13 protein-coding genes are annotated in these 13708 nt (G+C 40.6%); all 13 read left to right on the plus strand.

Annotated features, from left to right (window positions below):
* Positions 1–146: 146 nt before the first annotated feature.
* The 13 genes from IGI82_RS03675 to IGI82_RS03735 all read left to right on the plus strand — a co-directional run bounded on the left by IGI82_RS03675 (position 147) and on the right by IGI82_RS03735 (position 13664).
* Positions 147–2531, plus strand: coding sequence for a GH39 family glycosyl hydrolase (locus IGI82_RS03675; protein ID WP_438841774.1), 2385 nt, complete (start codon positions 147–149; stop codon positions 2529–2531).
* A gap of 144 nt (positions 2532–2675) precedes the next feature.
* A complete protein-coding gene (locus IGI82_RS03680; RefSeq protein ID WP_438841775.1) occupies positions 2676–3722 on the plus strand; it encodes a Gfo/Idh/MocA family protein in 1047 nt (348 codons plus the stop codon).
* 22 nt (positions 3723–3744) lie between these two features.
* A complete protein-coding gene (locus IGI82_RS03685) occupies positions 3745–4659 on the plus strand; it encodes a sugar phosphate isomerase/epimerase family protein (RefSeq protein WP_015509072.1) in 915 nt (304 codons plus the stop codon).
* A gap of 16 nt (positions 4660–4675) precedes the next feature.
* Positions 4676–5782 carry a Gfo/Idh/MocA family protein gene (locus tag IGI82_RS03690; protein ID WP_438841776.1) on the plus strand — a complete coding sequence of 369 codons (1107 nt, stop codon included), beginning with the start codon at positions 4676–4678 and terminating at the stop codon, positions 5780–5782.
* Between the two features lie 15 nt (positions 5783–5797).
* Positions 5798–6229 (plus strand): C-glycoside deglycosidase beta subunit domain-containing protein, encoded by a 432-nt coding sequence (locus tag IGI82_RS03695; protein WP_438841777.1) that lies wholly within the window; start codon positions 5798–5800, stop codon positions 6227–6229.
* A 13-nt stretch (positions 6230–6242) separates the two neighbouring features.
* Positions 6243–7223, plus strand: a complete 981-nt coding sequence (locus IGI82_RS03700) for a sugar phosphate isomerase/epimerase family protein (RefSeq protein WP_015509075.1) — start codon at positions 6243–6245, stop codon at positions 7221–7223.
* Positions 7224–7302: 79 nt separating this feature from the next.
* Positions 7303–7944, plus strand: coding sequence for a histidine phosphatase family protein (locus IGI82_RS03705; protein WP_015509076.1), 642 nt, complete (start codon positions 7303–7305; stop codon positions 7942–7944).
* A gap of 24 nt (positions 7945–7968) precedes the next feature.
* Positions 7969–8940: an ROK family glucokinase gene (locus IGI82_RS03710; RefSeq protein ID WP_015509077.1), complete on the plus strand. Its 972-nt coding sequence runs from the start codon at positions 7969–7971 to the stop codon at positions 8938–8940.
* Positions 8941–8946: 6 nt separating this feature from the next.
* Positions 8947–9423 (plus strand): PTS sugar transporter subunit IIA, encoded by a 477-nt coding sequence (locus IGI82_RS03715; RefSeq protein ID WP_438841778.1) that lies wholly within the window; start codon positions 8947–8949, stop codon positions 9421–9423.
* Between the two features lie 26 nt (positions 9424–9449).
* Entirely contained in the window at positions 9450–10850 is a 1401-nt protein-coding gene (locus IGI82_RS03720; protein WP_438841779.1) for a PTS transporter subunit EIIC, read from the plus strand.
* A gap of 314 nt (positions 10851–11164) precedes the next feature.
* The gene (locus IGI82_RS03725) at positions 11165–11779 is read left to right on the plus strand and encodes a transcriptional regulator (RefSeq protein ID WP_074934499.1); all 615 of its coding nucleotides are present in this window, start codon (positions 11165–11167) and stop codon (positions 11777–11779) included.
* Between the two features lie 266 nt (positions 11780–12045).
* Positions 12046–12702, plus strand: coding sequence for an HAD family hydrolase (locus IGI82_RS03730; RefSeq protein ID WP_115231884.1), 657 nt, complete (start codon positions 12046–12048; stop codon positions 12700–12702).
* 578 nt (positions 12703–13280) lie between these two features.
* Positions 13281–13664, plus strand: coding sequence for a DUF7006 family protein (locus tag IGI82_RS03735; RefSeq protein ID WP_375806087.1), 384 nt, complete (start codon positions 13281–13283; stop codon positions 13662–13664).
* Positions 13665–13708: the final 44 nt, after the last annotated feature.

Consider the following 13708-nt stretch of genomic DNA (forward strand, 5'->3'; position numbering starts at 1 on the left):
TATGGGTCAAGTTTTTTTTCGCAGCCGAAACAGAACTCAGATAGGAGGGAATCACAATTATTTGAAAATTAGGTTTTCCTGCTTGACATTAATGGTATAGTAAGGATATTTAAACCTGCCTTATTTGGGCAAAAGGAGGGAAGGAAATGCTTCACATATTTGGGAAAGATTCCTCTACTAACGGATTGAGGATTTTTACTGGAGAATTTCAGCAAGTGTTCTCAGAGAATCAAAACCTCGTTATTCATCTTTTAAAAGGCAAACTCCAGCTGCAATTTACCGATAAAAAGGAAACATTAGCAGCAAAAGACTTGTTCTTTATGAAAGCGAATACAAGTGTTTCTCTTAAGAGTACGACAAATGAGACCTATGTGTTGCTTTATTTTGTGTCAACGTCCTTGCTGAATAGTGTTTTAGACATGACTCGCTACACGTTTAAAACAGAAAAAGTTCAACCTTATTCTCAACAAGAAAAAATCAATGAATCTTCATTGCAAATTGCTAGCTATTTAAAAGAAAGCGGAGGAAACCTGGACTTTCATTTGCTCGCATTGTCTGCCAACTTTTTAGATCACCTCAGTAAGACAGCTCTTATCTATCAACCGCTAAATAAGGCGACTGACACGCGAATGAATGAGATCCTTCACTATCTAGAAACGAATATGACCAAAATCATCACGCTAGATGAAATCGCTGCGTATTTCAATGTATCGTCAGCCTACTTCTCGCGTTTCTTTAAAAAGCAGGTGGGAATCAACTTTACTGAGTATTTAACAAATTTAAGGCTTGAAAAAGCGGCAGCGGTAATTCGTTCTTCTTCTGAACAAATTTCAGTGATTGCCGATCAGACAGGATTTGTCAATATCAACGGTTTTAATCGGAAGTTTAAGGAAAGATACGGCTATACCCCCCGTGACTATCGCAAGCAGTTTTCCCAGCAGCTTCCTAACGAGCCCAGTGATTCGTCTCAGCATTTTTTGCAGCAGCTGCCCACGGATGGCAAAGAAGAGCAATTGACAAAATATCAGGAGATTGTCTTTGATGCAAAAGGAACATCAAACAGCTACCCATGGAAACAGATCATGAATATTGGCAGCGCGGAAGATTTGCTGCAATCTGATTTGCGTAACCATGTTAACCGCCTGAAAAAAGAACTCGATTTGTCCTATATTCGCTTTTGGAATTTATTTACGAAAGGGATGAATATCGATCCTACGATTACTACGGCATATAACTTTGAAAAAATCGATAGCGTGTTAGATTTCTTAGTCAAAGAAAACCTACGCCCCTTTATTGAGTTACGGTATAAGATTCGACGCTTGCATAGCTCCACTCGTGAACACCTCGTCTATGAAAATGAAGACTTCAAATTTCGGTTAAACAGTGAGGAATGGTTTGATCTGTTGAGGCAATTTATGCGGCATATCCGCAATCGTTATGGCTTAAGCTGTATCCGCACGTGGATGTTTGAATTCAGCTTTGAGCACTATCAAGGAACCGATGGACTTGAAGAATTGATCACTCACTACAAAAAGACATATGAGCTGATCAAACAGTATAGCGACACGATAAAAATCGGTGGACCAGGAGCGATGGTGCAAGTCAGTTCGGCTTATGATTACCAAAGAGATTTAAAGCTATTTGAAGCCAACGAGGTGGCCTTCGACTTCTTATCTTATTTGATTTATCCTTATCAAGTAGATACAGGCGGCGAGCGAAATGCGAAACGAATAGCAACAGAAAATTATTTGCCAGAAGTCATTAATGCGCTTAGAGAAACACTGAATCAATCCAGTTATCGTCAAAAGGAACTTTACATCACAGAGTGGAACAACACGATCTCCAATCGGAATGCAATCAATGATAGTTTGTTCAAAGGAAGTTACTTGATAAAAAATTTGGCGGCTATTGTGGAGTTGGTAGATGGTATTGCTTATTGGGTTGGTTCTGATATTTTCAGCGAGTTTATCGATTCACGAGCAATCTTGCATGGGGGGGCTGGATTATTGGCAAAGGGATCAATTCCGAAACCAGCCTTTCATGCCCTTCGCTTTATGAACTTTTTAAATCAAGAACTGATTATCAACCTACCGGGCATAATTGCCAGTAAAAACGAAGAAGAACGAGAAGTCAGCCTGATCTTGTACAATTATCAAGCACCTAATGTTACTTATTATTTAACGGAGGAGAACAAGATACACATTGAGGAAATCGATACCTATTTCGATGAAGAAAAGTGCCAAGCAATTGCGCTTTCTTTTCAGTTAGCGCCTCAGCAACTCTACGAGATAAAAATGTTTCGGGTCAATCATAGTAGCGGCAATGTGATTTCTGGTTGGCGAGATCTCGGGTATCGCCATTCGTTAAGAAAAAAAGACCTAGAATACTTAAAACTGAAAGCTGATCCAGATATAAAATTCCAGCAAGCAATGACCGACGTTGAAGGAAAGCTTAATCTTAGGCAAACGTTGGCTGCAAATGAGTTCATCTATATTGCCCTAACCCCTATTGATAGTGAAGTAGCGAGGTAGAAAAGTAATCATTACTTTTTTACCTCGTTTTTTTGTGCTGGACTCGTGATGGTAAAAAAGAAATGAGAGTAGGTCAAATAGAAAGCGGTTACTTTGCTTTGGAATCGCTAAACTTAAAGTGTAAATGAAAGGGAGGGAAAAGAAATGACGATCAGATTAGGAATCGTCGGATACGGCGGTATGGGGAAATGGCATGAGAAAAACGCCCCACGAGTAGCAGGAGTCGAGATTGTGGCAATTTGCGATATCGATCCTAAAAAACTAAAAGATATTTCTGATAGTAAATACGATGTCTATCTTTCAGCTGAGGAAATGTTTGAAAATGCGGCTATCAATACGGTTCTTCTCACCGTACCAAACCATCTGCATAAAGAAATGACGATCAAAGCCGCCAAAGCAGGTTTGAATATCATTGATGAAAAACCAGCAGCCTTAACTGTTAAGGAGTTTGACGAGATGATTGCTGCTGTGAAGGAGAATCATGTATTTTTCACGGTACATCAAAACCGTCGTTGGGATCGAGATTTTCGCATAATAAAAAAACTGGTGGACGAAAACCAGCTGGGCGAAGTGTTTACGATCGAGTCTCGTCTCCATACTGCCAATGGTCGAATCCATGAATGGCATCTCTACAAAAAGTACGGTGGAGGCATGATGTACGATTGGGGCGTTCATTTGATCGATCAAGCGATGCAAATGATGAAAGGTGCAAAGCCAATCACGATTTTTGCGGATATCAAAAGCATCATCAATGACGAGGTCGATGATTACTTCAATTTAACATTGAAGTTTGACAATGGCATTACTTACCATATTGAACTTGCCACCTATCTTTTGAAGTATCAACCTCGCTGGTTAGCAGCAGGGAATCGTGGAACTGCCTACATCAATTCTTTCGCTTGTGACGGAGGGATCGCCAGAACGAGTGAACTACTAGATAAATTGCCTGCTCAGATTGCTGAAACAGTGGCTGGACCGACCCGTCAATTTGCTCCGCAACCAGCCGGTGTGTTGTATGAAGAGCCCTTGCCAGAAGTAGTGACTGAATGGACAGACTTTTATCAAAATGTAGTTGCTGCGATTGAAGGAAAAGAAGAACCATTGATCAAAATAGCTGAAGTACGGGAAGTTCTAAGAATCATAGAAGCCGCTGTTCAATCTAGTGAAACCAATCAATCCGTTGCTCTTTGAACAAATAAGAAGGAGGAAAATCATGAAATTAGGTGTAGTAAGTGCCATTTTTGCCCAACAAACATTTGAGGAAATGATCGCTATTGTTGCAGAAAACGGCTTAGAGTGCGTGGAAGTTGCTTGTTGGCCGCAAGGAAAAGCAGAAAGACGCTATGCTGGCGTTTCTCATATTGACACGCAGCATCTGACTGCCGAAAAAGCGGCAGCACTCTTGGCGATCTGCCATGAAAAAGGTGTTGAGATCTCGGCATTAGCTTATTATCCCAATCCATTAGATGAGGATTTAGTGAAAAGAAAAACCATCATCGAACACTTATATACTGTTATCGATGCAGCCAGTTTACTGAATGTCAACCTAGTGACTACATTTATTGGTCGGATGCCAAGCAAATCGGTTGCAGAAAATCTAAAAGAAGTGGCAATCGTTTGGCCGCCGATCATCAAATATGCCGAGGAAAAAGGTGTACGGATCGCCATCGAGAATTGCCCGATGTATTTTACTGAGGATGAATGGCCAGGCGGACAAAACTTAATGACTACGCCGAACATTTGGCGGGAGGTTTTTGAACTATTGGATAGTGACTTTATTGGATTGAACTACGATCCTTCTCATTTTGTCTGGCAGCAAATCGATTACTTGAAGCCGCTGACAGAGTTTAAAGAGAAAATCTTTCATGTTCATTACAAAGACATCAAACTTTATCCAGACAAACTTGCTGAAGTAGGGGTCATGGCACCTCCGTTAACGTTCATGGCGCCTAAGTTACCTGGCTTAGGAGATGTTGATTGGGGAAAATACGTGTCTGCATTAACGGATATCGGTTATGACGGCTATACATGTATTGAGATCGAAGACAAAGCATTTGAAAAAAATGAAGAAGATGTAAAAAAATCTGTCACATTAAGTACCCACTATTTGCGGAATTATGTGATTTAAGAAGGAGTAGAAAAAAATGAAAAAATTAAAAATCGGTATTATCGGCTGTGGCGGTATCGCCAATCAAAAGCATTTTCCTGCACTAAGCCAGCAACAAGACAAAGCAGAACTAGTTGCTTTTTGTGACATTCAAGTGGAGCGGGCGAAAATCGCCTGTGAAAAATACGGCGTTGTCGGAGCAAATTACTATCAAGATTATCATGATCTACTAGCAGATCCCGAAATCGATATCGTTCATGTTTGTACACCAAACGTGAGTCATAGTCCAATTACAGTAGCTGCATTTGAAGCAGGCAAACATGTTTTATGTGAAAAACCAATGGCCCATAACACAGAAGCAGCTGAAAAAATGATGGCAGCTTGGAAGAAATCGGGGAAGAAATTTACCATCGGTTACCAAAATCGTTTTAGAGAAGAAGTCCGTTCGTTACACGAGAGCACAAGTAAAGGAGAGCTTGGAGAAATTTATTTTGCCAAAGCCCATGCTCTGCGCCGTAAAGCGGTTCCAACTTGGGGGGTCTTTCCTGATAAATCACAACAAGGTGGCGGACCATTGATCGATATCGGGACGCATGCATTGGACATCACTTTATGGATGATGGATAACTATGAACCAGTTTCAGTTAATGGCTCGGTCTTCCATAAGTTAGGTTCTTTACCGGGAGCAGACGCTGGCAATATGTTTGGTCCTTGGGACACGGAAAGTTTTGAAGTAGAAGATTCAGCATTCGGCTTTATCAAGATGAAAAATGGTGCCACGATCTTTTTAGAATCCTCTTGGGCGTTGAATATTTTAGAGTCGAAAGAAGCAGCGACCACTCTTTGTGGAACGAAAGCAGGTGCTCAGATCAACGCCGGTATGAGCTTCAAAACCAATGAGTTGATTTTCAATCAAGCCAAAAACGGCTTACTTACCGAAGAATCCCTCAGCGCTGCTGGAAACATTGCATATTTTGAAGGTGGCAGCAATGCGCCAGAAGTATTAGAGGTCAAGCAATGGCTTGATGCTGTGGTAGAAGACAAAGAACCTTTAGTGAAACCAGAACAAGCATTTGTGGTCACACAGATTTTAGATGCCATTTATCGATCGGCAGAAGAAGGAAAAGAAATTACCATCAACTAAAGGAGGAGAAGCGTCATGGCTTTTGCAATGAAAATGCGATTCGTTGATGTTATCACGGACGGATCATTAAAAAATAGGTATGCCAATGGAGAAAAAGTCGGCTATCAGTTTGACATAAGGCTAGGCTATTACCGCGGCCACTTCTTATCGACCATCGATCGTTTTGAGGTTACGGTCGATGACGAACCAATCTTGCCACAAGATTTGCGTTTTTGTATCAATGGGAAAGAGTTTGCTCCGATCGAATTAAAAGATTGTGTGACTGAATTCTGGCAGTTGACCGCGCCTGCACAGGTCAAAGTGATCAAGCAAGGCGGGTTACCAGCAGGGAATCATACGATCAAAGTAGAGTTGATGCTGAGGGTTCCTTACATGCAGATCGGTCCTGGACATCAATTCATGCCCTTGGATAGCGGACAAGAAAAACCGATCGAGTTGATCGACTAAAAGGAGGCAAATCATGAGTAAAATCAAATTAGGGGCAACACTATTCACGTTTACGATGGAATATGCCAATGGCACGTATTCATTCGAAGAATGTGTAAAAAAAGCCGCCGAATGTGGCGCAGAAGGTTACGAAATCGTTGCAGCACAGATGATCCCCTCATACCCATACGTCAGCGATGCGTTTTTGGGATTAGTCAATGACTGCAAAGAAAAATATGGGATTGGTCCGATTTGCTATTCTGCCAGCAATGATTTGGGTATGCGCCATGATCGGAATTTAACGGAAGATGAACTATTAAAAGCTGCCATTACGGATATTCAAAGCGCTCATAAACTGGGCTGTAGGGTTCTGCGAGCACAATTTGTGATTCCACCATCAGTATTAGAAAAACTGGCACCTTATGCGGAGTTATACGATGTGAAAGTCGGCATTGAGATCCATAATCCTGAAACACCATCAACCCCTTATATTCAAGAAAACTTAGCCGTCGTTAAGAGAACCGGCTCTAAGCATATTGGCTTTATTCCCGATTTTGGTTGTTTCGCTACCAAACCAAACAAACCGCATTGGGATAAAGCCATCAAGGCTGGGGCTTCTGAAGAACACTTGCAGATCGCTGCTGAGATGCGCTATGCTGATGAGCCTTTAGAAAGCGTAATGACTAAAATGAAGGAACTACACGCCTCACCAGCGATTTTTCCAGCAGTTCAAGGAATGTATGGTTTCGTACAATTTCGTAAAGAATGGGATAAAGAAGGGTTAAAAGCGATCATTCCTTATACCTTTGAATTTCATGCGAAGTATCATTGGATGTTTGAAAATAATAAGGAAGCCAGTATCCCTTATGAAGAAATCTTACCCGTCATTCAAGAATCTGATTTTGAAGGTTACATTATGTCAGAATTCGAAAATGAAGCGTATATCAGTGGGTATGATATGTTGAAGCGACATATCAAAATGGAAAAAGAGATTTTGGGAATGTCATCGTGTTAGCTATAATCAAATCGAACGCAAGGGGAATAATGATCCACTTATTTCCCTTCAGCGTGAAAGACTGAAAGCAGGATAAAAAATGAAGATGTATTTTGTACGTCATGGACAAACTTATTTAAATAAATACAAAAAAATGCAAGGGTGGTCAGACACGCCGTTAACACCAGAAGGAGAACAAAGTGCAAGTCGAACAGGTGAACGCTTGAAAGAAGTCCCTTTTCACAACGTTTATACTAGTGACTTAGGTCGTACCCTTCAGACGGCAAAGTTGATTTTAGCCCAAAATACAACGAGTACTTCGGTAAAGATCCACGCAATAAAAGAGTTGAGAGAAACCTTCTTTGGTTCCTTTGAAGCGGTGTTGGGAGAAGAAGTTTATCCTAAAGTTGCTGAAAAACACGGAATTGAATTAAAAGAGGTCTTTGGCAAACTGTCTCTTGCCGAAATCGCCGATACGATGAAAGCCTTAGACCCTTACCATGATGCTGAATCTGCTGCTGAATTTAACGAGCGCTTAGAAAAAGCATTAGAAGAAATCTTGGCGAACAGTTGTGAGGGAACTGACCGAAATTGTTTAATCGTCACTCATGGGAATGTCATTCGCCATCTAGTGCGAAGCATTAGTCCCAAGACAAATGTTTTTCAAGAGATTGGTAATTCCAGTATTACGATCATTGAATACAAAGAAAATAAACTACGGCTGCAAACCTTTAATGAATGAAATCAAGAAGAAAAGGAAGAGAGCATGAAAGATTTGATTATTGGTATTGATTTAGGTGGAACAACGACTAAATCAGCCATTATAAAAACGAACGGCGAACTACTTCATCAGTGGACGATCGAAACGAACACGGAACAAAATGGGAAACAAATTATTCCAACGATCATCGCTTCGATCAAACAAACAATAGTGGAGCAGCAAATCGCGATGGCGCGCATTTTGGGAATCGGTATGGGCAGCCCAGGGGCTGTCGATCGGAGCAATGGTACGGTGTCAGGTGCATATAATTTACATTGGCATCATACCGAACCAATAAATGAGCAGTTTGCCCAAGCATTTGCTTGTCCGTTTTTCTTGGAAAATGATGCCAATGCAGCGGCACTAGGAGAAAAATGGAAAGGCTCTGGTGAAGATCAGGCAAATGTAGTGTTTCTTACATTAGGAACGGGTGTTGGTGGCGGAATGATCGTCAATCATGAATTAGTCGTCGGAAGGCACGGCTGTGCCGGCGAAATCGGGCATCTTCATGTGACGGATGATGAAGAGTTTCAATGTACTTGTGGCAACCAAGGTTGTCTTGAATCGATCGCAAGTGCAACAGGGTTAGTCCACCTGATGAAGAAATTAGCCGAGACATTCAAGGAAGAAAGTTCCTTAAAGGAGAAAGTCCGTAGTCATCAGCAAGTGAGTGTCAAAGAAATATTTGATGCGGCAAAGGAACAAGATGTATTCGCAGTCCATGTTGTGACTGAGTTTTCTTATTATATCGGTCTAGCCTGCGCACACATCACCAATACGCTGGACCCAGATAAAATCATTTTAGGTGGCGGGATCGCAGCTGCTGGGCAGGTATTGTTAGACCACGTGCGGCTTAGCTGTGAACGATTTGTTTTTCCAAAAGCAAGAAACAAAGAACGCCTTACTCTCGCAAATTTAGGAAACACCGCTGGGGTTTTGGGGGCTGCGTATCTCGTACTTTCCAAACAGAAAGGATAAGCAATGATGTTCAATCTTTTTAAAAATGATAAAGGTGCACCATTTTACGCACCAAGTAATGGACGTTTGATCAATATTACCCAGATCAGTGATCCTGTGTTTTCTAGCAAAATGTTAGGCGATGGTTATGGTATTGAACCGTCTGATGGTGATATTTATGCTCCGATTTATGGAAAAGTCACTACTGTTTTTCCAACCAAACATGCGATTGGTTTGGTAACGAAAAGCGGAGATGAGGTTTTAGTCCATATTGGGATCGACACAGTAGAATTGGCAGGGGAACCTTTTCAAGTATTCGTACAAGTGGGCGACAAAGTTTCTCCGAAACATAAAATCGCCCATGTAGATCTAAATATGCTTGATAGGTTAGAAAAACCAAAGACGATCATCGTCGTCTACACAAATCGGCAGACCGAGGCCGTATTTGATGAAATTAAAGCAAAGGAAGTAGTTGTTGGTGAGGAAATCGGAAAAATAAACTAATTTTTGATAAAAGGGAGATACTCATAATGGATAAACGAGAAACAACAGAAAAAATTATTCAACTGGTTGGTTCGCAAGAAAATATCAATTCTGTTACCCATTGTTTTACAAGACTGCGCTTCAAGCTAAAAGATCGTTCCAAAGTGAATGATGAGAAGCTCAATGAGATTTCTGCTGTGATGGGGTTATATGACCGAGGTGGAGAGCTACAAGTCATTATGGGAAATAAGGTGACTGAATACTATAGTGAAGCTGAAAAACTTCTTGGTGCTAAAACACAAGGAGCCGTTGATGAAGTGTTAGATGAGGAGAATCCGCCTGAGAAAATGGGAATCATTGACACCATCTCAGACATTGCTTCTGCCATCTTCATTCCATTTATCGGCGTTCTAGGTGCCTGCGGAACCCTTCAGGGGATTTTAGCATTATTAGTTTTCTTAAATATCGTAGATACGACAAGTGGTACTTATTTAGTAATTGACGCGATGGGCAAAGGGATCTTTTTCTTTATGCCATTCTTCCTTGCTTATACAGCTGCGACCAAGTTTGGTGGCAAGCCCTTTATTTCAATGGCGATTGCAGCAGCACTTTTATATCCCAATGTTTTGACAGCGGTTACAGAAGGGTTGGATTTGACCTTTGCTCAATTGCCATTATTGATCCGTGATTATAGCAGCACCGTTTTTCCAATTATTGTGGCTTCTTGGTTTGCAGCCATCGTGGAAAAGCAACTGCGGAAAGTGATCCCAGACTTACTGAAAATGATTTTTGTACCAATGTTGACCTTAATCGTGGTTGTACCAATCACTTTCATGGTACTAGGACCAGTTTTGACTTATGCAATGGATGGTGTGACAAACCTTATCAATTTCCTTTATGAGGTAAGTCCCATCTTGACGGGAACGTTAGTTGGAGGAACTTGGCAATTATTAGTATTCCTAGGCATCAGTAAAGCATTTATGCCAATTTTTGCTACCGAGTTTGCCACACTTGGGTTTAGTTACTTTGGCGCTGTCGTCTTCTTTGTAGCCGCAATGGGCCAAACGGGCGCAGTATTTGCAATCGCAGCAAAAACGAAAATCAAAAATATCAAGGCTGTGACATTAGGAGCTGGTGTATCAGGACTTTTCGGTATCACCGAGCCTGCCTTATTCGGTATCAACGTTCCTGCGAAAAGACCTTTTTTGATTGGCAGTATCAGTGCAGCAATAGGTGGCTTGATCACTTCACTATTTGGTGGGAAATTGTATAGTTTAGCAACCGGCGTACTGGGTGTCCCGTCGTTGATCAATCCAGAAACTGGCTTAGATCAAGGGTTTTATGCCACCGTTATTGCTTCCGTGATCACCTTCATTTTAGCCTTTGCCCTAACGTACCAATTTGGCTGGAGTGCCGCAAACGACGAGAAATACAAAACAAAATTATGAGTGAGAGAAGCTGTTTTCAGCTTCTTTTTTTGTGTTCAGGAATAGTCAAAAGCAAAAGAATCGTAAAATGTATCAATGAATGGCCACAAACTATCGATACATTCTCAATCCATCATTTGCAATTTTTCAATCTTGTCTAAGTGAAGCATATGAGAGCAAACCCTTTTCCTACAAAACATGACACCAGATCACCATTTATGAACAAAAAATGACACCTCAAGCTGATAAAAATAAGTAATAATGTCAACATAAAGTATTCAGAAATCATTTCCAACTCATTTCTGAATAAATAAGAAAGGAAAGTAGGGTGTGTCATGAGAATTATCATATTGACGAAAAACATATCATATGAGATTGATTTGCAGCGGGAGTTGCAGATTTTGAGCCATGAAGTGTTCGTGGGTAGAAGTACCGAAGAGGAGGAATGGTTGATAGAAAGTGCCAAGTTATTTGACTGTTTATTTGTCAGTGAAACAATTGCTGATCCAGAATTTTTATTGCTCAATCAGACATTGGCTCCTTATTATCAACAGCGGATCGTTCGAATCTTGCCAGGGAATGACGAACAAGAAGCGATATTGGAAAAAGCAGAAAATGCGACCTATCTTAATCGGTCATTTGTCGAGTTGAGAGAATTTTTGGCGGCTTTGCCACCAAATACTCGCAAGTTAGAAAAGGCATCAGTAACGAAGGAATCGTTCCCTAAATTTCTTAGTCTGCAAGAACAGATCTTTTTCAATAATCTAGCAGAAGAGCAATTTATCAACCGAGAGGACCTTTGCTGGAAAATTTGGGGCAACGGCGGCACGAATTCCCGAAAATCGCAGCTATCGATTTTGGCGAAACGAATCAATGAGAAATTAGATGAATACGACTATACTGAAAAACGCGTCCGTACCGCTTGGGGCAAAGGATATATCTTGCAATAAAAAAGCTAAAAATGGGTTTAACTTTTTATGTCTGACAAATAGGCCTTCAGGTAAATTTGCCTATCTTGTAGAAAAGACTCTGTTTTCAAAGCGAGTCGTTTTTTATATAAGTATATTAGCAATAAATGAAGAAGGTTATGGAAAAATATGATAATGCTTTTTTTTAGTGATAAAATAGAGATAATCAGTAATGGAAAGAAATACTGGGTAAATGAAAAAAGCATTTGTAGAAAATTGATGGAATACCTTTTGGAGGAGGAAATATCGTGAAGCAGGTTGAATGTGTGATATTTGATTTAGATGGAACTTTATTGGATTCAAAAGAATGTAGTGTGAAGGCGACAAAAGCAGCTTTTAAAGAGATGGGACTCAAAGTACCCAGTGAAGTAGTCATTGAACATTATATGGGGATACCGATCGAAGAATCATTTTTTAAAATGTCTGAACAGCCATTAGATCAAGAAACCGCAGCGGAATTGATTCGGATTTTCCGAGCCTATTACCAAACCTATGAAGAAAGTACCTTGAAAGTATTTCCAGAAATTCCCCATGTCTTAGAAATCTTAAACAAACGAAAGGTTCCTTGTTTCGTCGTTTCAAGTAAGAAGACAGCAGTCGTCAAACGAAACCTAGCTGCTCAGGACCTTGTGGCGTTCTTTGAAGAAATCATCGGCTCTGATGCGGTGACCCACTACAAACCTCATCCCGAAGGAATCAATAAAGTCGTGGCACACTATCAATTTGACCCGACAAAGACGATCATGATAGGAGATGCTATTTTTGATATCCAAATGGGAAAAGCCGCGGGTGTCAAAACGATCGCCGTTACGTGGGGCAGCCACGATCCGAAAAAGCTTTCTGAAGAAAACCCAGATGCTTTGGTAGACGCGCCACGTGAGATTTTAGATTTTCTATATGCATGATCCTTTTTTGTGCTCACAGTGTAAGAGGACGTTTTAGCCTCGCTTATATCTTGGCATGATCCAAAAAGAAAGGACAGATCGTGCTTTTACAACATGCAATTTGAGAACTTTGACCAATGATCGAAACCAGCGATCATTGGTTTTTTGTGCTGTCGTGAGAATGAAGGCGCCACAGCATTGGTTAAAAGCATTCATTTCCATTCGTTCTTTTGTTTGATCGTGTAATCATCGGAAAATCATTGCAAATAAATTCCTTTTGATCTTTCTTCTTAGATAAAGCAATGCGGGTACGCTGGATTTTTCTCTCTTATTCCTCTGCTAGAGCAAAAAGGAATTATAAGCTTGGAGCAACAAAAAACTATAATGAGAGTAACTGATTTCCTTAGATCATGCATTGGAGGTGAGCGCAGAACGGGATGCCACCCAAGGATTTCATGTGATTTGAAATACTAGAAGATAAAGCCTTTGTTTTATGTGAAGGGATGTAGGGGCGATTAACGAAGAAGGAAATCATTACGATTAAATGAGGGATCAATGCTATCATTGAAGAAAAGCCATGGATGGAAAGGAGTGATTCTGTGTTATCAGAAAAAATAAATGACCCGAAGGATTATCTGTCTTATTCAAAGGAAGTATTGTTAAGCGCTGGGGTACTGACAGCCTATCCAAAACTTTTTACTTATTATCAGGAACTTTGTGTTGGCTTCGATGACATTTACTATGATCGAACAAAGAACTTATTTGATACCTTTCGAGCGCTTCTGGCTGTGGACGCACAGATCCAAATTCTATTGGAACTTGTGACCAATACCAAAACTGACCTATGTCAAGAGCTGGGGATGAAGGAAGAGGAAATTATCAGTATGATCAAGCATGACAAACGGTACTATTATCGCGAGCTTACGGGTCATGCAACTAACCAACTACCTAAATGGGGGTTGATTTATTTAAGTGAAGAGTAAGCTACGCAAAGGATAAGTCACCTTAAAAGTGATCAAATGAAAGC

This window comes from Enterococcus sp. AZ067 (assembly GCF_051715005.1).
Taxonomy (GTDB): domain Bacteria; phylum Bacillota; class Bacilli; order Lactobacillales; family Enterococcaceae; genus Enterococcus_D; species Enterococcus_D casseliflavus.